This window comes from Paenibacillus sp. PSB04 (assembly GCF_025809195.1).
GTDB classification, from domain to species: domain Bacteria; phylum Bacillota; class Bacilli; order Paenibacillales; family Paenibacillaceae; genus Paenibacillus_AQ; species Paenibacillus_AQ favisporus.
Map to the genome: position 1 here is coordinate 6,304,436 of NZ_CP081301.1, position 20,451 is coordinate 6,324,886.

Sequence of the window (20,451 nt, forward strand, 5' to 3'; positions counted from 1 at the left end):
CATCTTGACTTTTACTGCTTACGGTCCTACAATTTTTGTAAACTTAAGCGAAAATAAGGAAGCACCTTTTTTCCGTCAACTACGGCGATCCCGTTCTCGTTTGTCCAGGGAAACCGCCGGGGAATAGGGGTGCTTTATTGTATGTATGGAAAAATGCACAGTACATGTTTATACGGAATTGACGGGGTTATCATTCAGGTGGAGGTCGACATTTCCAACGGACTGCCGCAGACGAGCATTATCGGACTGCCGGACTCCGCCATCCGGGAAGCGGTGGAACGTGTCCGGGCGGGCATCAAAAATTGCGGCTTCACCTTCCCCCTTCAGCGCGTCACGATCAATCTCGCACCGGCCGATCTGAAAAAGGAAGGTTCTGCGTTTGATCTGGCCATTGCCCTCGGCATTCTCGTAACGAGCGGACAGCTTCTGCTGCCGCAGGATGAGAAGCTGCTTCTCATCGGAGAAATGGCGCTCGACGGCAGCCTGAGGCCCGTTAACGGCGTTCTGTCCATGGTGGACAGGGCGAAGCGCGAGGGATTCACCGCCGTTCTGCTGCCGGTGGAAAATGCCGGTGAGGCCGCCTTAATCGATCAAATGAATATTTATGCCATCCGGCATTTAAACGAGCTGCGAGAGCTGGCCGCAGAACACTCGGCTGCTGATGTGCCCGGCAAAGACCAGCCCCTCCGGATTCAAAGCTTGTCCCCGCTGCTGAAAGCACCGGGGACTGCCGCTAATTCCGTATCCGATCACCTTCCTGCAGAAGATTATGCCGACGTGCTCGGCCAGCTCCATGTCAAAAGGGCGCTCACGATTGCTGCCGCCGGCATGCACAACATTATGCTGATCGGACCGCCCGGAACCGGCAAAACGATGCTCATCAAACGCCTGCCGACCATCCTGCCCTTCATGACCGAGCAGGAGGCGCTCGAAACGACCAAAATATTCAGCGCAGCCGGAAAACTGAAGGAACCCGGCTCAGGACTGATCCGCAGACGTCCTTTTCGTTCCCCGCACCACACCATCTCTTCCGGAGGACTGATCGGTGGAGGAACGATACCCAAGCCGGGCGAAGTCAGCCTAGCTCACCGGGGTATCCTGTTTCTGGACGAGCTGCCGGAATTCAACCGCCAAGTGCTCGAAGTGCTGCGGCAGCCGCTGGAGGACAAAACGGTGACGATCAGCAGGGCCCGTGCCGTGCACACCTTCCCGGCGCACTTCATGCTGGCGGCTTCGATGAATCCGTGTCCGTGCGGGTACCTCGGAAGCGATCACCCGGAACATCAATGCACATGCAGCTTCAGCCGGATCGCCCAATACCGCGCCAAAATCTCCGGTCCGCTGCTCGACCGGATCGATCTTCAAGTCGAGGTCCCCCGTCCTAAGGAATGGTCCACGGATGCACCGAGCCTGTCCTCGGCTGAAATGCGCAGTCAGGTGCTCGAAGCCCATGCGCGTCAGCAACAACGATACGGCAGCGGTTACGGCGGCTGGAACAGCGAGCTGACCGGCAGTGCGCTCCGGCGTTTCGCCAGGCTCGACTCCGCTTCAGCCGATATGCTCCATCAGACGATCGAAACGCTGGGCCTCAGCATGCGGGCATATGACCGCATCCTGAAACTGGCCCGGACGATCGCCGACCTCGACGGCCAGGAGAATATCGCCTTCAACCATGTGGCGGAAGCGATCCAGTACAGGAATTTGGACCGGCCGCAGATTACGGGGGTGGGGTGAAAGGAAGCAAATTTGCGGTATAAACGCTAGTAAAGTGATTCATGGTTTAAGTCAATATTTTGCGTACTATTACGAAAATAAAATGATGCAGGCTGCCCTTCGACCCCTTCGGCCTTCCGGCTTCATGATCTATGCTCTAAGTCGAAGGGATAAAGGCAACGATATCTAAACTCCAGAAAACAAACGTTGAGCTCTATCAGCAGATAGATGCGCAGCCTCAGACGCTACAGGGATATAATGCGCCTTATTGTAAATCATCTGAAGAAACTGGACACTGGGGTTCACAACAAAAAATAACCTGCCATTTGCGGCAGGTTATTTCCGTCAATCCATTCTCTTTTCAAAACCCGGTCATCACATCTGGATCAAATTTAAAACTTGGCAGGTAAATCATCGGGCAGCCAAACGCCCCTATTGGCAGGATAGAACTTCGCATTATCTAATTCAATAATTGTTCTATCTATCTTTTTTTCTATTCTCCATTGCGATCCATGAATAATACAATATCCAGAATATGGATGGACAAATACCTAGTGCAATAAGCTGTTTATCATGTGGCAGCATAAATATAAAAACAATAAAAACGGGCAGCGTAATGGCAAGTAGAATGAGATACTTTTTCCAGTGTCTATTTTTAAACACAGGTTCCTCCTCAATTCGTAAATGTTCTCACAGGCTTTTTGCCATATCGTCAATCATGCCTCTCTTTTACTTTCACTGTGAATAGGCTAAGAACCAAAGTAAGAATGACATATGTCCACAATCCATGTATTTCAAATCCGTACAGGTATTTGTCCAGAAGCCAAAGTTTAATGGGAGTCAGCACGATAGAAGCCAACATTAAAGCCGGAGTGGTTAAACACCCAATCCCTACAGTGATCAGCATCACCGACATTACCATGGCTAAACTGAATAAAAGACTAATAAGGAACATCAAAAGGGATGCAATCAGCAAAGTTTTAGTATCTGTTATCGAAAGATATGGATTAAAGTACTCATTGCCTATCCAGAACACCAAAAAGGTAACAAGAAAATTCAGAATATTCCTCATGATACCTCCCACGAAATCGTCGTTTCCCCTTTCGATGAAGAACGGGTTGAAGTAAGCTCAAAAAAAGATACTGTCATCCTCTGATGTTGATACCTAGGAAAAATTCTCTTTTAGGCAAGTTCACACATCCCTCTTACTTAGCTTATTCTATGACGAGTTCAAATCACCTTCACCATAAGGTAAATAATTACAATAATACGTCCACTTTTCCACCTCTCGGATAAAGCCGGCCGATCTGGATGCACTGCCGCTGTTAGTTGTCTATTGAGAGGATCGTGCTAGCTCAGTGAAAATGGGGTAATAAAAAAACTTCCAATCGCATGGTATTGGAAGTTTTTGATTAGGGGCTCGTCCTAGAACGCCCCCTGTATATGATTAATCGCGGCAATGCTTAGATCGCGCCCCAGTTCCACGGCGACGACGTCAAAGCGTACCTCGCGGCCCTCCAGCCGGTGTGCATGAAGATACACTTCGGCCGTGCTGCGGACCTGGCGGATTTTGCGGAAATTAACAGATTCTGCGGCTGTGCCGAAGGAGGTGCCGGCGGTCCGGCTGCGCACCTCCACAAAAACAATGACGCCGCCGTCCTCGGCGACCACGTCCAGTTCGCCGCTGCGGCAGCGCCAGTTCCGGTCGCGGATGCGGTAACCTGCGGAGAGCAGCAGGTCGGCTGCCGCCCGCTCAGCGGCTGCTCCTTTTTGGCGGCGGTTATCCTTCATTTTTCCTTGGCGTCCGTTCATTCGAACGGCCTTTCCCGAGCGAGCCGGTCCGCCCGGTAAATATAGCTGAGAACCTCCGCGACAAGGTGATACAGCTCCGGCGGAATCTGCTGGTCCAGGTCCAGCTTGGAGAGAACCTCCACCAGCGCGGCGTCCTCCTGAACGGGAACCCCGTGTTCCTTCGCCGTCTCGAGAATCGTATCCGCCACTTTTCCCCGGCCCTTCGCCACGACGACCGGGGCATCGTTGTCACCGGGCGCGTATTTGAGGGCGACGGCCTTTTTCAAACTTGGGGACGGCTCCTGCGGCTTGCTGCTCATACCCTCATATCCACCCCCTTGTAGCTCTGCGGCACGAAGTCCGCCACGCGGTGGCCGCCCATGGCCGCACTCAAGCCAGCTGGCAGTTCAGCGGCCGGAGACGGTAGCGAAGCGGCTTTAAGCGTCAGAAGCTGATAGCCGATGGAGGATAGAGCGTCAGCGATTTCAGGCCGTCTGTCTTCCACCAGGGACTGAGCCCATTCCTGATCATTATGGACCTTCAGGCTGACGATCCGGTCGACGATCTGGACGTCGATCAGCGTCTGCCCGAGATGCTTCATCTGAAGGTCGAACCACAGGCGGCAGTTGGATGCATCCAGTTCACCCTTGGGGCCGCGCCTGGACTGGACATGCACCGACGCCGTCTCCTGGCCGTCCGGCCCGTTCAAGGGCAGGAACAACGTGACCTGGGCGAACGGCGCCGTCCGGTCCGTGTTCAGGAGCAGCTGCTGGCCGGTCAGCTGCGAGATGACCTGCTGCGCCGCCTCCTTCAAGGCCGGCGGCGCAGCGTCGTCCTGGACGAGCTGAAGGAGGAGCCCCTTCAGCGTGTCGCGCTGCCCGGTTTCCTGCAGCGCCTGCTCCATCCGCGCGGCGGGCTCAGCCAGCTGCTCCGGCCGCACGGCGTGATGCGCCGGGCCGGGAGGCTGCTGCTGAACCGCATGCGGCCGGACGGTCAGCTCCGGACCGTCCGCGGCTTGGGGAGCGGGCTGAGCGGCGGCGGCCCCTGCCGCGCTCGCCGCTCCCGGCGCAGGCCCCGGCTGTGCCGGGCCTGCCACTGCCGCTGCACCCTGGCCTGCGGCCGGTGCAGCCAAGGGCTGCCGCGCGTTCCCCGCCGCGGCACCCGGCCCCTGCGGGGCCTCCTGCGCGGGCTGCAGCAGCGCCGCGCGCACACCCTGCTGCTCGTGCTCCGCACCGAGCAGCTTCAAGAGACGCCCCACCCACGGCTCCGCGCCGTGGGCCAGGGGCGTCTTCGGCGAAGGCCCCGTGCCTGCGGGGCCTTCGCCTCCCTGCGCCGCGTGCTGCGGCGCAGGTTCCGCGGCCGGCGCGGCGAAGCCGCCGGCCGCAGGCCCGCCCGCCGGCTCAGCCGGGGCGGGCGTTGGTGCGGCGGCACCCGTGAGCGGTGCCGCGCGCAGCTGCTGCATCAGCGCCTGCAGCCTGGCGACCAGCGGCTGAAGCGCCGCCGCTGGATGGGACGCCGCGGCAGCCGTGCCGGCCGCGGATGTGCCGTCAGCCGCGCGCCCCGCCGCCTTCCCGGCATCCCCCTCCGCCTCGGTGCTCTTTGGGCTGCGGACACCGGCCGTTGGCCCCGCTTCGGGAGCCGCTATGCTGCCAGCCCCCGGCTGCGCAGCCGCTCCGGGTAACGAAGCCGGCGGCTGCTGCCCCGAAGCCTGAGGCGTAATAACGCCCTGTCCGCTTTTGACTGCAGCCCCCGCTTCCTCTGAACCCGCTCCAGCCTGCGCGGTGAACGCATTCAGCTGTTCCTCCAGCACGTGAAGCAGCTGGTGCACCGGCGGGCCGAATACCGCCTGCTGCAGCCCGCGAACGCTTTCGGCCGTCAGCGGCAGTCCGCGCTGATTGGCAATCGATGCGGCGCCAAGCCACTGCTCCGTGCTGACCCCGGCAGGTTTTAACGCCAGCGCGTCTTTGAAGACGGCTGCGTTTTCTTTTGTCACATATACGCCCGAAGACCTCAGCGCCTCCAGCATGGTCCGATTCTCCGGCGTATCCGGCAGATCGAGCGATTGCAGCACATCCGCAAGCGACAACGGAGTCCCGGACCCATAAGGGGAACCCTCCATCGCTTTCAATACCGGAAGGCCGCCGCCATTGTCCGGCTGTACCTGCAGGACCGCTGCCTGGCCAGGCTGAAGCGGCGTTTCCAGTGCCGCCCGTACTTTGACGCCTTGGATCTGCAGCACGGCCTCCTGTCCGTCCTCAGAGACGCTCAGCACAACACCGCGGACGACTTGCCCTTCCTTCAAATCCAGCTGTTTGGTCTCGCCCGCTTTGGTGTCTCCCATCATGCCGCGCAGCAGTGAACCGATATTCAATGTCCCTCTCCCCCTTCCGTATTCCTTCGTTTATTTATTTATCGGCCGAACCAGCCGCGGGCTGTAGTCCGTCTATCTGCGTTCACGATCCCCGTTGTTTCTTTTCACCCAAAGATCGTCCCCTAACTTCATAATTGCTGCAAATGCTCAGCTCTTCAAACATGAAATGTAAAATACCGTCCAACAAATTACGAATCTGGCTGAATACCGCGAGGAACAGAGATGACGCGAAATGCCGACCCTGCACCTCAGGTTGGCCTGTTTTCTGAATCAAAGCTTGGAGATGCTTATCCAGGAAAACGCACCTTCCAAAAGTCTGATACTTTTTCCTTATAAAAGTTTACATCGCGACACCCGAGTTTCCATTTTACCTGGCAAAAAAACAGCAGCCCTAGAACAGGGTCTGCTGCACAACTTCCATATTTTTCAAAAAACTGCGTCGATGCATCGGTGTCGGTCCCAGAGCCGCCAGCTGCTCACGGTGCAATTTGGTTGCATAGCCCTTATGAATCGCGATGCCGTACTCGGGATACTTCGCCTCCCACTCCCCTTCACACAGCCGGTCCCGGTTAACCTTGGCCACGATCGAAGCCGCGGCAATCGATTGGCTGTTAGCGTCCCCTTTGATGATCGCCAGCTGTGGAACGGGCACGTCCACATGCTCCGCGTCCACCAGCAAAAAATCCGCGGCGATCGTCAGGCCAAGCACCGCCTTTTTCATCGCCAGGCGGGCCGCCTGCTTAATATTGATTTCATCGATCGTTCGGGCATCCACGTACCCTACGCTGACGGCAAGCGCCTGCTCCATAATCACGTCGTACAGAAGGTCCCGTTTTTTAGCGCTCAGCTTTTTCGAATCGTCGACGCCCTCCAGAACGAGTCCTTCCGGCAGGATCACGGCCGCCGCCACCACGTCGCCAAATAAACAGCCTCTGCCAACCTCGTCCACACCCGCTATGTACCGGTAATCTCTTTCTATGTATTCGCGTTCATATTTTAGCAGGTCCCTCGGGGACTGCTCGATCTCTTCCGTATCCATGCTGTCTTTCCTCCTTCGTGCTGCAAGAGCCAAGGGGTATTCCCGCCCATTCCCCTGGCAAGTCTATCAAACTCGCAATCTATCCTTTTTATTGTACTATGTTCGGGCAGCGGATTCCAACGAAAAACGACATCTGGCATGCTTCCAAAAATCGGGGTGCGGACTGCTGGAGTGAAGAAGATGCGCCGACCGATATGTCCGAATGCATTCACCGGTGAAAAACCTGGCCCCGCGAAGTTAGCCGTAAAATGTGCCGCAAAGAAAAAAATGTACTGTAAAGAGGCTAGTGTGCTTAAAAAGAAGAGTGTACTGCAAAGAGGAGGAATGTGCAGAAAAAAGAAGTCTACTGCTAAGAGAAAAATGTGCTGTAGTGAGAAATGAACTGCAAAGGGAAGAATGTACTTCAAAGAGTGAACATGGATGTTGACATATCAAACGTTTGAATACGGGTTATACGTGGTTTTTGGCAATCCCGAAGTCCACCGTGAACTGACTAAACTCTTTGACATGCATTATGCAACCAATGAAGAATGATGGTGCCAAGGGCTATGAGGGGTAGCCACAGCCAACACATCCTATGTAAGAACTTCTACCTTGCACAAGCGTTTTGACACTATCCCAGTCAGCTATATTTTTCATAAATAACCAATAAAATACTACCATTCAGCTGCTTGAGAAGGTACTACAACTTTAATCACCCGTGCACCACGATCCCCACACAAAAAAATAGCTGCATCAATGCAGCTATCGTCGCCGTGCCCGCAAGCACCTGCAAGTATTTTACACCGGCTCGCTGAGCAGCGACAAAAACTGCCTTGTCCGCTCCTGCGCCGGATGGTTTAGCACCTCAATCGGGCTGCCCTGCTCCACGATGATTCCTTCGTCCATAAACACGATCCGGTCCGCCACCTGGCTCGCAAATTTCATCTCATGGGTCACGATGGCCATCGTCATGCCTTCTACAGCCAGCTCTTTGATAACCTTCAGCACTTCACCGACCAGCTCCGGATCCAGGGCGGACGTCGGTTCATCGAATAAAAGCAGCTCCGGACCGATGCCCATTGCCCGGGCAATACCGACCCGCTGCTGCTGTCCGCCGGACAGCTGGTGCGGATAGGAGTCCGCTTTGCCGACAAGTCCTACCTTGCCCAGAAGCTCCAGCGATCTCGCCTTAGCCTCCGCTCGGCTCTTTTTCTGCACGATGACCTGCGCCTCCATCACGTTCTGCAGAGCCGTCATATGGGGAAACAGATTATACGATTGAAAAACCATACCGGTTTTCCTTCGGAAAGCCAGGATATCTCCCCTTCCCGGCTTGTTTCCTTCCCTGAACGACAAGGCGGAGTCTCCGATCCGCAGCGTTCCTTCCGTCGGGATTTCCAACAGGTTGATGCAACGGAGCAGCGTCGTTTTTCCGGAACCGGAGGGACCGATGATGACCGTCACTTGCCCTTTTTCGATCGACAGGTCGATTCCCTTGAGCACTTCATTGCTGCCAAAGCTTAATCTCAGGTCGTTGATTTCAATCATGATGCATCCCTCGTTTCGCTATCTTGCGGCATAACGGTCAAACCGGTGTTCGAGCTGATGCTGGACCGCCGACAGAACGGTGCTGAAGATCAGGTAGATCAAGGCTACCTCGCAGTACAGCAGCAAAGGCTCATACACGACCGCCGTAATTTGCTGCCCCTTTTGGAACAACTCTGTGAGTGTCACCGTCGCAGCCAGCGACGTATCCTTCAGCAGGCTGATAAAAGAGTTGGCCAGCGGTGGCAGCGATACCCTTGCCGCCTGCGGCAGAACAATCCGGCGCAGCGCCTGGGAACGGGTCATCCCGACCGAGTACGCCGCCTCCCACTGCCCCTTGGCGATGGACTGGATCGCGGCGCGCATAATTTCGGAACCATAGGCTCCGACACTGATCGAAAACCCGATCACCGCCGCAGTGAATGCGTCGATGACAACACCGATGCTCGGAAGCCCGTAGAAAATGATAAACAGCTGAACAAGCAGCGGAGTCCCCCGGATGATCCACACATAAAACCAGGCGACCCGCTGGAGAATGCTCCAGCGCGACAATCGGGCCAGCGCGGTAAGGAACGCCAGCACGAAACCGAGAATGAAGGAAATGATCGTCAGGGGAATCGTGAACTTGATCCCCGCCATAAGCAGCGGCACAAAGGAGTCGATAAAAATATCGGTGAGATGGGCGGTTCTGTCATTCATCGGTTAACCCCCTTTTGCCGCTTATTTCGATACATCCGTACCAAAGTATTTTTTGGAGATGGCAAGGTACGTTCCATCCTTCTTCATGTCGGCCAGCGCCTGGTTAATGGCGTCCCGCAGCTCGTTGTTGTTTTTGTTCATCAGTACGGCGCTGGTGCTTCCCGTATCGGTTTCGTCCACCACCTTGATCGGCGCGTCGGGACGTCTTGTTTTGAAGTCGAGATAGGATAGTTTGTCGTTCACCGTAGCATCGATGCGCCCGGACAGCAGCAAGTCGATCGCTTGGTTGAATCCGTCGACCTGCACGATCGTGGCACCGTTGTCCTTAGCTATTTGATTCAGATTGCTCGTCAGCGACTGCCCTGCTTTTTTGCCTTTGAGGTCGGCGAGCTTTTTGATGTCCTGATTATTGTCCTTCACAATCAAAACCGCCTTGGAGGCGATGTAAGGGTCCGAAAAGTCGTATTTAGCCTTCCGCTCTGCATTAATGGATACTTCGTTCATCACCACGTCGAAACGCTTGGCGTCCAAGCCGGCGATCATGCCGTCCCATTTCGTTTCGATAAACTCCGGCTTCACGCCGAGCCTTTTGGCAATCTCCCGGCCCAGGTCAACGTCAAAACCGGTCAGCGTTCCTTTATCATCATGATAGGTAAAAGGTGCATACGTTCCTTCCGTGCCGATGCGCAGCTTGCCGCTTTGCTTGATCGTCTCAAGCAGGTTTTTCCCCGTCTGGGCGCCCCCGGTTTGCCCTTCCTGCGGCTTCGTTCCCGTATTTCCGCCGCACGCCGTCGTCACGGCCAGCATCAACGTCATCACGATTGCCCAATAAATCCGCCAGCTTCTCACATTTTTCCTCCTCTAACCGTTTTCACCTATTTTGCCACGATGCTGTATTTTCATGCGCGGCCGCCCTACTTACGCTTGATCCCGACAAAAAAAGCCCATGACCCCAGGTCATGAGCTTTCCTCTTCTCTATTATAAGTCTATTTTCTGCTGCGACACTATTTCGATATGTCGATAAATCCTTCCCCAAACACGTCCCGAACGTCATGGATCGTAATAAACGCCTGCTTGTCCGCTACCTTGACGATCTTTTTCAGGACAGGCACCTCCTGCTTGCTGATGACGATGTACAGCACTTCCTTGGCCGACTTGCTGTAATAGCCGTACCCTTTAAACACGGTGACTCCCCGGTCCATAACCCGGTTAACCTTCTCGGCGATCTCCGCATGCTGCTCCGATACGATCATCACCGCCTTCTTCGGGTTCAGGCCCTCGATGATGAATTCCATCACCTTCGTACCGACGAACAGCATAATGATCGTCAGCATCAGGCTTTCCGCGCCAATGATAAAATAGGAAGAGAACGCGACGATCAGATCAAAGAACAGCAGGGCGTAACTGATGTTCCAGTCCCAGTATTTATGGGCAATCCGCGCCAAAATGACCGTACCGGCGGTGGTGCCTCCGGCCCTCACGATCAGCCCGATGCCGACACCGGCCAATACACCGCCAAAAATCGCATTGACGATCGGTTCGTTCGATGTTAGTGTCCAATTTTCGGTCAAATGGAGGAACAAAGAGTTAAACACGACGGCAACGATGGTGTACACCGTCGTCATTTTGTCCAAAAACTTATAACCCACGATCAGCAGGATGGCGTTCAAAATCAGGTTAACCAATCCCGGCGACCATGCAAACAGGTAGTACAGGATGATCGTAATCCCGGTCACACCGCCTTCGCCCAGGTCGTGGGGAATGACAAACAGATTGATATCGAGCGCAAAAATAAACGCCCCCGCGATGATCGTCATGATTTCCATCATTCTTTTTTTCATATGACGGCCTTCCTCTCCCATAAATCAACACGCAAAAAAAGCCCAGTACCTATAACGGAACTGGGCTTGTTCGTTCACTATGATACTGTACATCTCGCTTTGATACACGCTGGACACATGGATCGTATCCGGCGTTCTTTTCCGATTAATAAGGGGCTTCCATCGAGAACCGGCCCATTTTGCCGGCGCGCAGCTCCCGCAGCAGCGTCTTCGACGCTTTCTCAAGATCCACCCGTCCGCCGCTCATCAAGCAGCCGCGCTTACGCCCCACCGCTTCCATGATAGCGACGATTTCGTCGCTCTCGTCCGGGTTGTGCGGCATGTCCGCATCGATCTCGAAGCGCTCCCGGAAGGCGTCCCAGTAATACTGGACCAGGTATTTGACCGCAAAAAAGGCGACATCCTCCACGTTCAGGATCTCTTCCTTGATCGCGCCGGTTACCGCGAGGCGGTAGCCAACGTTCTCGTCCTCAAATTTGGGCCACAAAATCCCCGGAGTATCCAGAAGCTCGATTTCTCCGCCTACCTTAATCCACTGCTGGCCCTTCGTCACGCCCGGCCGGTCCCCCGTTGCAGCAATGCTGCGCCCGGCGAGCCGGTTGATCAGCGTCGACTTGCCTACGTTCGGGATGCCGACGATCAGCGCACGGATCGCCCGCGGGTTCATCCCCTTGGCGATTTGGCGATCGATCTTCTCCTTCAGGAGCAGCTTCAGCTGTCCAGGAATTTCTTTCACGCCCGTGCCAGTAGCCGCATCGACCGGAAATGCCGTATGGCCTTCCTCTTTAAAATAATCCTGCCACTGCTTCGTAACCGAAGGGTCTGCCAAATCCGCCTTGTTCATAATGATCAGCCGGGGCTTCCCCTGCAAAATCTCGTCAATCATCGGATTTCGGCTGGACAGCGGAAGACGCGAATCGATCAGCTCGATCACGACGTCAATCAGCTTTAACTTATCCTGTATTTGGCGGCGCGCTTTGGTCATATGACCAGGAAACCATTGAATCGTCACCGTCATCACCTCATTCTCTTGTCCGCAAACAGCCTCATTCCACGTTCATTAATGGTTGATCAAATGGATGTCCTTCACCGGCCAGAAGATGAGGTCAGCCCGTCCGACGATATCCCCGAGCGGCACATAACCGATCATCCGGCTGTCCGTACTGTCGGACCGGTTATCCCCCATCACGAACACATGACCTTCGGGAACCTTACCATCCGGAAACGCGCTGTTTGGAAAATCTTTGTCATTATACATCTGGCCCGCTTTATGGCTTGCATCGATGGCACCCTGTATGTAGGTTTCATTGACTTTTTTGCCGTTGACGGTCACCGTGTCGCCTTCCACCTTGACGGTATCGCCTGCGACGGCAATCACGCGTTTGATAAAATCCTTGCCTTCGGACGGAACATGGAACACGATAACCTCTCCACGATGCGGAGCCCGGATGTCGTACAATATTTCATTAACGATCAACCGCTCGCCTGTATGAAAGTTTGGCTGCATGGAGGGTCCGTCCACAATAAACGGTTTGAAGAGAAGCCAGCGGATCAGTGCCACCAAAATCAGGGCAATGATGATCGCTTTCAGCCATTCTACGACTTCATTTTTCCCTTTTTTGGGTGGTTTATGATCTTCTTCCTTCAGTTCCACCGCATCGCTCTGAATGTCCTGCTGCATATATCCACCGCCCTCTCCTAGTTTTGCCGAAAAGAAAAGCTCCCATTACGGAGCCGTGTATGCTTTCTTTGGACCAGCGAAGCGAAAAGGCATTCGTGATCGCCAGAAAAATCTCCGCTTCTCGCGGTCTGTCAATTTGGTTCGTTCATCTATTGATTCCTTTTTTATCCTAAAACGAAAAGGGCTTGAAATCAAGCCCTTTAGCGTTGTTCGCTGATTAACGGCGAATCTCTTTAATTCTTGCTGCTTTACCGCGCAGTTCACGAAGATAGTACAGTTTGGCGCGACGTACTTTACCGTAACGAGCCACTTCGATCTTCTCGATTTTTGGCGAGTTGATTGGGAAAGTTCTTTCTACCCCAACACCGTAAGAGATTTTACGCACTGTAAAAGTCTCAGCGATGCCGCCTCCGCGACGCTTAATCACAACACCTTCGAACAACTGGATACGCTCGCGGGATCCCTCGATAACCTTAACGTGCACTTTCAAAGTGTCGCCAGGACGAAAGCTAGGGATGTCGGTGCGAAGCTGTTCTTTGGTAATCTCTTGTAGGATGTTCATTTAGGACTCCTCCTTCCGTACAGGTGTTCTTGCCTCTTCCGGAAAACCCTCTGTTTTCCTTCATCATCCGCAGCGGACCACCGTATTCCACACAACAGCATTTATTGTAGCATATTTGTTTCATCCTTTGCAACTATAAATCTTCCAGTTGTTGCGCTGCCCCCCGGTTGTAAAAATAGCAAAGTCTCGCTCTCCCAAAGACAGATACTGCACACCGAAAAAAAGGCTGACCCAATTGTAAGAAAACGTTTATCGACGTACCTTCAAAGAAGACAGACCGTGTTTAAAAGGAAGTTTTTCTTGCGGTTATAGAATGGTTCAGCTTCGCTGAAATTTATTAATTCTAAAATTTCAAAAAACTTCTTGCCAAAATCGGAATTGACGTTAAAATAAATTTATCATTAAAATAATTTTAACGTTAATAAAAATTGAATGGGGATGTCCTTTCATGAGCGAAACCGTATTGCTTCAGCAAAATCAAGGTGTGCGCAGGCTGGCGAAACACAAGTTGTATCTAATGATGATCACCGCCAAAATCATTTCGCGGTTCGGGGATTCCGTGGATTCCATCGCCTACAGCTGGATGGTCTACCTGCTTACCGGCTCCGAGCTGCTAATGGGAACACTGTACGCCATCAACTTCGTTCCAGGCATTGCTTTCAGTATGTTTACCGGCGTCCTGGTCGACCGCTGGTCCAAGAAAAAGGTCGTGATCGTGACGAATGCCGGCCGGGGCATCACCGTAACCGTGACGGCGCTGCTCTATTTCATAGGCGACTTACAGCCGTGGCACCTGTTTATTTTTACGTTCATCAACTCTACGCTCGAATGCTTCTCCACGCCGGCGGAGATGTCTCTCGTTCCCCGCATTTTGCCCAAGGAGCTGCTGCTCAGCGGCAACTCGCTGACGTCGTCTGCCTCCCGCACCGCAGAGCTTGCCGGTCTGGCCGCAGCCGGCGGCCTGATCGCCATGCTCGGCATTTCCGGAGCGATGCTGATCGACGCCTTGTCTTTTCTGCTGGCCGCCCTGTTGTACGTCTGGATCCGTATCGACCGGGATCGTGGGCAGGAAAACAATGACGACGCAGATCTGATACAGGAAGAGGAAAGCCCGTCCTACTGGAGCCAGTTTAAAACCGGCCTGAAGTTCGTTAAAGGCCACAAGCTGATGATGATGACCATGCTTTCGGCCGCATTCGTGAATCTTTGCCTCACGCCCAAAAACGTGCTTGAGCCCGTTTATGTCAAACAAATACTCCACTCGGGCCCATACGGCCTCAGTTTGATCGGCATCGCCCTGATTACCGGCATGATTATCAGCGGCCTTTGGATCAGCCAGAAGGGCTCCACTTACCGCAAAAGCAGTCTGATCGTATTCGGATTTTTGCTGCTCGGGGTTACGTACAGCCTTCTCTACGTCCCCGCCCTTCTAAGGGAATATCCTCTCTATGCCGCGGCCGCCTTTTGCTTTGGCATGGGATTCGCCATTTCGTTTATCAACACGCCGGTATCCACCTATATGATGGAAGTCACCCCCAAAGCGATGCTTGGCCGGGTCGGGGCGCTGTCGAGCACGATCTGCACCTGCGCCATTCCCGTCGGAAGCCTGCTGGCCGGTTGGGCCGGAGCATTCGTCGGGGTCCACGTGCTGTACCTCGTTTTTGGGCTGCTGATGCTGATACCGGGGGTCTATCTGTGGAGCCAGAAAGGATTTATGAAAATCTAAAGCGTTGGAAACATTTTGTGCTCGGAAGCCATCTCGGCTTATAATGGGGATAAACGATCCGGAAAACAAGATACGGGAAATGTAGAGGTGCACAACATTGGAGACCAAAGAACTGAGCACGATCGAGGAGATCCGGATTTATTCCGATCCATACCGTTTGAAAATATTAAGCTGCTTTCAGAAGGCCGACCAGCCAATGACGATCAAAGATATCGCTGACAAACTCGGGGAAGTTCCGGCCAAGGTCTACTATCACGCCAAAAAGCTGGAGAGCATCGGGTTAATTGTCCTCGTGCACACCAAGCAAATCAACGGAATCACGGCCAAATATTATCAAGCCTTCAAAGGATCCGTACGGATTAAGCGCAGCAAGGACATTGATGAGGCGGCCCAGAAAATCTTCCGTTCCGAAACGCAAAAGCTGCTGGAGGATTTGTATGAGGAGAGCAAGCGTAAGTTTCTGAAGGCTCAGAACCAGGAGGAGCCTGCCGGGAACCTGTCCCATTCCGAGGTCTATTTGACGGAAGAGGAAGCCAAAGCGTTTTTTGAGAAATTGACAGAGTTTGTAGAAAAGCACACCGAGCGACAGCACCCGGATCAGAAGCTGTACGACGTATTTACCACGATTGCCAAGTTGGACGAATAGCCGCCCATACGCCGCAGCCACAACCAGCCCCCGGCCATTTGCCGGGGGCTGGTTGTCTACGAGCTGCGAAAATGGCAATTACCGCTTCTTCGCAGCTCTGACCATCCGCTTTGTGACTACAGGAGCTGCCTTGCGGCATGCTCATCCTCCTGGGCCACGTACAAGTCGTACTGCGTCATTCCGCGGCCCGTAAAGGTGTCCCGGCCGGTCGGCTGGCTCACGATGCGCGAGCGGTGGCGGATCCCTCCGCTCAGCAGTCTGGACTTGGCCCTTGCATAGCTGTCTGCGTCGAAAGATGTGAAGATCAGGATTCGCTCCTTGGGAAAAAAGAACCTCCAAATTGCTTTTGCCGGATTCATGCATCATCCTCCTTCCGAGAGCTACATCAGTGCTTTTTTGCCGATATTATATCCTTTCCAGGTCCGAAAACCAAGTTTGGCATAAAAATCCACATATTCCGTCCAATCGATTACCAGGTGCTTCACGCCTCTGGCCGTCAGCTCCGCGACCCCGTCCTGAACGATCGCCAGCCCGTAGCCTTTCCCGCGGAACCGGTCGTCCACGCCGAGCGGCCCGATGCCGCCAAGCGGTTCACTGAACAGCGGCGCCCAATACGTATTCTGGGCAATCAGCGGGGACTCGCCGTCGTTCACGCGGCAAAAGCCGATCATTTCGTCCCCAAGGAACAGGCCGACGAATTCCCTTCCCTGCCCTCCCCGTTCCCAATAGCACTGCGCCTCGTAATACCAGCGTCCCGGAAAGCACCGCTTGAAGAATCGGAGCATCTCTTCCCGGTCTCCCGGGACAAGCAGGCGGGCCAAGGCTCCATCCCGATACTCGGGCCGCTCTAGGCCATCGTCCGAGGTTTTGTTCACCAGGTCGAACACCTCGTACAGGTATTCGTACCCGCGTCGCGCGAACCACGACTTAACCTCCGGCAGTGCGAGCGGCACCCCGGGAAAATAGTGCCACGGGTCACGCCCGATGCTGGCCGATACCGCTCCGGCTTCGCGCAAGGCGTTCTCGGCATGACGGAGCAGCCCTGACCCTATGCCCTGCCCCTGAGCATCGCGGCGGACGACGATGGCCTGAATCCATCCGCCGCCGTCACCCAGCTGCATTTCGCGCGCCGGCTCCTGCCACTTCTTGGCGATCACGAACCCAAGCAGACGGCCCTCCCCGTCTACAGCCAGCCCGGAAGCGGGGCCATACACGTTCACATCTTCAAAAGTATTTTGCTTCATCAGTTCCCTGCGCATCGGAAAATGGCCGCCCAGTTCCCCGTTCCAAAGGTCACACATCGCGTCAAGCCATTCGGCATCCATCGGAATGATCTTCAATATAACTCCTCCTTCTACAGTGGATCGTACGTGCAAACGAGTTCTGCAAAACATCTTGTCCATCGGGATATTTCATGTCAGCTCGACCCGTCTTTAGCTGCTGCTCTTCAAGCGGATAAGAATTGTAGCAAAAAGACTCCTACGTCTCGCTATAAAATAATATTACAAAACAATTATATTGATTGTGTTATAAAATTTCAACGGAGAATAATTAGGTTTCACAGTCCGTAGTGATGTGGGATTACAGGCCATTCCTTATTGAGGGCTAATATAAAAATCGCCGGATCCGAGCTGACAGCTCTCGATCCGGCGATTTCATTCATTTATGATCCTTTTCAGGACTCCTTATTCAGGAGATCGTTACACTCTTTTCAGGAAATCGACGATGGTCAGCAGGCCAAGATCGAAGTTTTCCAGGTTAAAGTGCTCGTTAGGCGCATGCAGGTTTTCGTCGGGAAGGCCAAAGCCCATGCATACGACCGGAGCGGCCAGTACACGGGAGAACGTCTCCACGATCGGGATGGAGCCTCCATCTCTCGTAAATACGGGACGCGTGCCGTATACTTCCTCGTAGGCTTCCGCCGCCTTTTGCAGAATCGGCGTGGACGGATCGATCGTAAATGCATTGCCCTTCTCGAACTGGATGACGGTTGCTTTGGCGCCCGTCGGTACGTGGCTGTAGATATGCTTTTCGATTTTGTTCAAGATGTCCTGCGGATCCTGATGTCCCACCAGACGGCATGTAATCTTCGCATGGGCTTCCTTCGGGATGACCGTTTTGCTGCCTTCGCCCTGGAATCCGCCGTAGACGCCGTTCAGCTCTAGGGTCGGGCGGGCGCCCGTTCTTTCAGCGAACGTGTATCCCTCTTCCCCGTACAGCTCGTCAAGCCCAAGGTCGCGCTTCAGCTTGTTCTCGTCTCCGGACTGCTTCGCAAACTCGGCATGATCGGCCTCCGTAAGCTCCGGAACGCCTTCGTAGAAGCCTTCCACCGTCACGCGGCCCTTGGCATCATGCAGGGAATCGAGCAGGCTGACCATCGCATGCAGCGCATTCGGCACGCCGCCGCCGTAGCTGCCGGAGTGCAGATCTGTATTGGCTGTATGGACATGAACTTCCAGTGAGCACAGACCGCGAAGACCGGTGCAGATCGCCGGTTTTCCTTTTTCCAGCAGGGACGTATCCGAGATCAGAACCGCATCGGCTTTCAGCAGCTCCTGCTGTGCCTCCAGGAACTTCGGAAGGTTCGGGCTTCCGACTTCCTCCTCGCCCTCCACGCAAAACTTGATGTTGACCGGAAGCTGCTTCTCCTGCTGAAGAATCGCTTCCACCGCCTTAATATGTAAAAAGATCTGCCCCTTATCGTCCGTTGCCCCTCTGGCGTACAGCTTGCCGTCGCGTTCGGCCGGCTCGAAGGGTGGTGTATCCCACAAGTTCAGCGGGTCTACCGGCTGCACGTCATAGTGCCCATAGACGAGAACCGTCGGCTGTCCCGGTGCATGCAGATGGTCCGCGTAGACGATCGGGTGGCCGTTTGTTTCGTGGATTTTCACGTTTTCGAGGCCGGCCTTTTTGAGTGTCTCCGCCAGCCATTCCGCCGCCCGCTTAACGTCCGGCTTATGCTCGGATAATGCGGAAATGCTAGGAATGGACAACCATTCCTTCAGTTCGTTCAGATGCTGATCGCGATGGGTTTGAAAATATGCTTTATAATCCATAATATCCTCCTGTCATGACCAATTTTACTTTGGTGCTCGTGTTCTTGATGCTCAACATTCAGACAACCTTATATCCAGACTAACGCATCTGACGCTAAAAAACCACTCCCTGGCAGAACCCAGGGGCCGTGGTTTACAGCTCGGTTATTCAAGTCCGCCATCGGTATCTTTTTGCCTGCGGAGCTTTTCCAGTGTCTTGCGATCCCGGTCGGTCAGCTCCACCTCATCCAGCAGGTCCGGCCGCCGCTCCAGCGTCCGCTTCAGCGCCTGCTCCCGGCGCCAAGCCTCGATGTTCGCGTGGTGGCCGCTCAGCAGCATGTCCGGCACTTTCCAGCCCCGGAACTCCACCGGGCGGGTATAGTGCGGGTACTCCAGCAGCCCGGTGCTGAAGGAATCCGTCACGGCCGACGTTTCGTTGCCCAGCACGCCGGGCAGCAGCCGGGAGACTGCATCGATCACGACCGCCGCCGGAAGCTCGCCTCCGGTCAAGACGTAGTCGCCGATCGACAGCTCATCGGTGATGAGGTGCTCGCGAATCCGCTCATCGTATCCCTCGTAGTGGCCGCAGATGAAGATCAAATGCTCTTCCTTCGCGAATTCCTCCGCTTTTTTCTGGGAAAAGGTTTCTCCCTGCGGGCACATCAGGATGACTCTTGGCTTGGCCTGATGTCCCGCTTTCTCCAGCAGATCCTCGACAGCTGCAAAGATCGGCTCCGGCTTCAGAACCATCCCCCCGCCTCCGCCATAAGGCGTATCGTCAACCGTACCGTGCTTATTCCCGGAGTAATCCCGGAAATTGACGGTATGAAGCGAGATGATTCCTTTCTCCTGGGCCTTGCCGAGAATGCTTGTCCGGAAAACCCCATCCAGCATTTCCGGGAACAGGGTCAGCACATCCACTCTCATTAGTCCAGCAGTCCTTCCATAATATGAACGAGTATTTTTTGGTTCGGAATATCTACATCAAGGACCACATCATCAATGACGGGGATGAGGATGCTCTTGCCGCCCTTTGGCTGGACTACCCATACGTCGTTCGCGCCGGGCGTCAAAATTTCCGTTACAACCCCAAGCTCCTTGTCTTCATCGGTCACGACGCTGCAGCCGATAATTTCATGGAAGTAATACTCGTCTTCCGGCAGCTCCACGAGATGCTCTTTGCCGACTTTCAGCATGCTGCCCTTAAATTTCTCCACATCATTAATATTGTCGTAGCCGTCCAATTTGATGATGTACATATTTTTATGAAGGCGGGCAGATTGAACGGTCACGTCGACCGGCTTGCCCCCGTCCTCCGGAACGATCATGAGCTCGCTCCCCTTGGCGAAACGGACCTCGGGAAAATCCGTGTACGACAACACTTTGATTTCTCCCTTGATGCCATGGGTGTTGACGATTTTGCCAACCTTATAAAGTGTTTCCGGCATGTTCTCCTCCTAGCTTCGTGGCGCCGGCGCTTCGGCGCGCCTTGTATTGCACGGATCTATTATATAATCTTCAGCATGTACGAAAAAGGGCTAGGACATGCATCCTAACCCCCTTTCGTATATCTTTAAGATATGATATCCACGGTCACGCGTTTATCCATTTTGACTGCTGCAGAAGTCACGACTGTTCGAAGCGCCTTGGCGATCCGGCCCTGCTTGCCGATGACCTTCCCCACATCCTCGGGATGCACGGTCAGTTCATAGACAATCAGGTGATCCTTCTCCACCGTCTTCACAGCCACCTCTTCAGGATGATCCACCAAAGCCTTAGCAATAACACCAACTAATTCTTCCATAGATAACCCTCACGA

At 54.3% G+C, this 20,451-nt stretch carries 21 protein-coding genes; 3 read left to right on the plus strand and 18 right to left on the minus strand.

What is annotated here, in order from left to right; all coding sequences use genetic code 11:
- Window positions 1–141 precede the first annotated feature (141 nt).
- The gene (locus K2F33_RS28995) at window positions 142–1,734 is read left to right on the plus strand and encodes a YifB family Mg chelatase-like AAA ATPase (RefSeq protein WP_076168184.1); all 1,593 of its coding nucleotides are present in this window, start codon (window positions 142–144) and stop codon (window positions 1,732–1,734) included.
- Window positions 1,735–2,425: 691 nt separating this feature from the next.
- On the opposite strand, the gene K2F33_RS29000 is transcribed toward K2F33_RS28995, so the two are convergent.
- The 12 genes from K2F33_RS29000 to rplS form a co-directional block, all read right to left on the minus strand.
- On the minus strand, window positions 2,426–2,785 hold the full coding sequence (locus tag K2F33_RS29000) for a phage holin family protein (protein ID WP_076168189.1): 360 nt from the start codon (window positions 2,783–2,785) through the stop codon (window positions 2,426–2,428).
- Window positions 2,786–3,138: 353 nt separating this feature from the next.
- Complete coding sequence (locus K2F33_RS29005; RefSeq protein WP_263880263.1) at window positions 3,139–3,525, minus strand: YraN family protein; 387 nt, start codon at window positions 3,523–3,525, stop codon at window positions 3,139–3,141.
- A complete protein-coding gene (locus K2F33_RS29010; RefSeq protein ID WP_076168193.1) occupies window positions 3,522–3,824 on the minus strand; it encodes an EscU/YscU/HrcU family type III secretion system export apparatus switch protein in 303 nt (100 codons plus the stop codon). The genes K2F33_RS29005 and K2F33_RS29010 overlap by 4 nt, the downstream gene beginning before the upstream one ends.
- Window positions 3,821–5,875, minus strand: a complete 2,055-nt coding sequence (locus K2F33_RS29015; protein ID WP_263880264.1) for a hypothetical protein — start codon at window positions 5,873–5,875, stop codon at window positions 3,821–3,823. The genes K2F33_RS29010 and K2F33_RS29015 overlap by 4 nt, the downstream gene beginning before the upstream one ends.
- A gap of 391 nt (window positions 5,876–6,266) precedes the next feature.
- Window positions 6,267–6,947: a ribonuclease HII gene (locus tag K2F33_RS29020; protein ID WP_256993124.1), complete on the minus strand. Its 681-nt coding sequence runs from the start codon at window positions 6,945–6,947 to the stop codon at window positions 6,267–6,269.
- Window positions 6,948–7,694: 747 nt separating this feature from the next.
- On the minus strand, window positions 7,695–8,444 hold the full coding sequence (locus K2F33_RS29025; RefSeq protein WP_263880265.1) for an amino acid ABC transporter ATP-binding protein: 750 nt from the start codon (window positions 8,442–8,444) through the stop codon (window positions 7,695–7,697).
- A gap of 18 nt (window positions 8,445–8,462) precedes the next feature.
- Window positions 8,463–9,140 carry an amino acid ABC transporter permease gene (locus tag K2F33_RS29030; RefSeq protein WP_076168201.1) on the minus strand — a complete coding sequence of 226 codons (678 nt, stop codon included), beginning with the start codon at window positions 9,138–9,140 and terminating at the stop codon, window positions 8,463–8,465.
- Between the two features lie 21 nt (window positions 9,141–9,161).
- On the minus strand, window positions 9,162–9,956 hold the full coding sequence (locus K2F33_RS29035) for an amino acid ABC transporter substrate-binding protein (RefSeq protein WP_084203851.1): 795 nt from the start codon (window positions 9,954–9,956) through the stop codon (window positions 9,162–9,164).
- A gap of 189 nt (window positions 9,957–10,145) precedes the next feature.
- Complete coding sequence (locus K2F33_RS29040; protein ID WP_076168205.1) at window positions 10,146–10,982, minus strand: YitT family protein; 837 nt, start codon at window positions 10,980–10,982, stop codon at window positions 10,146–10,148.
- Between the two features lie 145 nt (window positions 10,983–11,127).
- Window positions 11,128–11,994: a ribosome biogenesis GTPase YlqF gene (gene ylqF, locus K2F33_RS29045; protein WP_076169548.1), complete on the minus strand. Its 867-nt coding sequence runs from the start codon at window positions 11,992–11,994 to the stop codon at window positions 11,128–11,130.
- 48 nt (window positions 11,995–12,042) lie between these two features.
- A complete protein-coding gene (gene lepB / locus K2F33_RS29050) occupies window positions 12,043–12,663 on the minus strand; it encodes a signal peptidase I (RefSeq protein WP_076168207.1) in 621 nt (206 codons plus the stop codon).
- Window positions 12,664–12,880: 217 nt separating this feature from the next.
- The gene (gene rplS / locus K2F33_RS29055) at window positions 12,881–13,225 is read right to left on the minus strand and encodes a 50S ribosomal protein L19 (protein WP_076168209.1); all 345 of its coding nucleotides are present in this window, start codon (window positions 13,223–13,225) and stop codon (window positions 12,881–12,883) included.
- Window positions 13,226–13,673: 448 nt separating this feature from the next.
- Between rplS and K2F33_RS29060 the strand changes: the two genes are divergently transcribed.
- Window positions 13,674–14,951: an MFS transporter gene (locus tag K2F33_RS29060; protein ID WP_263880266.1), complete on the plus strand. Its 1,278-nt coding sequence runs from the start codon at window positions 13,674–13,676 to the stop codon at window positions 14,949–14,951.
- A 97-nt stretch (window positions 14,952–15,048) separates the two neighbouring features.
- The gene (locus K2F33_RS29065) at window positions 15,049–15,597 is read left to right on the plus strand and encodes a helix-turn-helix domain-containing protein (RefSeq protein WP_076168213.1); all 549 of its coding nucleotides are present in this window, start codon (window positions 15,049–15,051) and stop codon (window positions 15,595–15,597) included.
- A 116-nt stretch (window positions 15,598–15,713) separates the two neighbouring features.
- Here the strand turns inward: K2F33_RS29065 and K2F33_RS29070 are convergent, their stop codons facing one another.
- The 6 genes from K2F33_RS29070 to K2F33_RS29095 all read right to left on the minus strand — a co-directional run bounded on the left by K2F33_RS29070 (window position 15,714) and on the right by K2F33_RS29095 (window position 20,436).
- Window positions 15,714–15,956, minus strand: coding sequence for a hypothetical protein (locus K2F33_RS29070; protein ID WP_076168215.1), 243 nt, complete (start codon window positions 15,954–15,956; stop codon window positions 15,714–15,716).
- A 21-nt stretch (window positions 15,957–15,977) separates the two neighbouring features.
- Window positions 15,978–16,937 carry a GNAT family N-acetyltransferase gene (locus K2F33_RS29075; RefSeq protein ID WP_263880267.1) on the minus strand — a complete coding sequence of 320 codons (960 nt, stop codon included), beginning with the start codon at window positions 16,935–16,937 and terminating at the stop codon, window positions 15,978–15,980.
- Between the two features lie 360 nt (window positions 16,938–17,297).
- Window positions 17,298–18,653: a dipeptidase gene (locus K2F33_RS29080; protein WP_089546530.1), complete on the minus strand. Its 1,356-nt coding sequence runs from the start codon at window positions 18,651–18,653 to the stop codon at window positions 17,298–17,300.
- A 144-nt stretch (window positions 18,654–18,797) separates the two neighbouring features.
- A complete protein-coding gene (trmD, locus tag K2F33_RS29085) occupies window positions 18,798–19,559 on the minus strand; it encodes a tRNA (guanosine(37)-N1)-methyltransferase TrmD (protein ID WP_263880268.1) in 762 nt (253 codons plus the stop codon).
- Entirely contained in the window at window positions 19,559–20,080 is a 522-nt protein-coding gene (rimM, locus tag K2F33_RS29090; RefSeq protein WP_076168221.1) for a ribosome maturation factor RimM, read from the minus strand. The genes trmD and rimM overlap by 1 nt, the downstream gene beginning before the upstream one ends.
- Window positions 20,081–20,205: 125 nt before the next feature.
- Complete coding sequence (locus tag K2F33_RS29095; protein WP_076168224.1) at window positions 20,206–20,436, minus strand: KH domain-containing protein; 231 nt, start codon at window positions 20,434–20,436, stop codon at window positions 20,206–20,208.
- Window positions 20,437–20,451 lie beyond the last annotated feature (15 nt).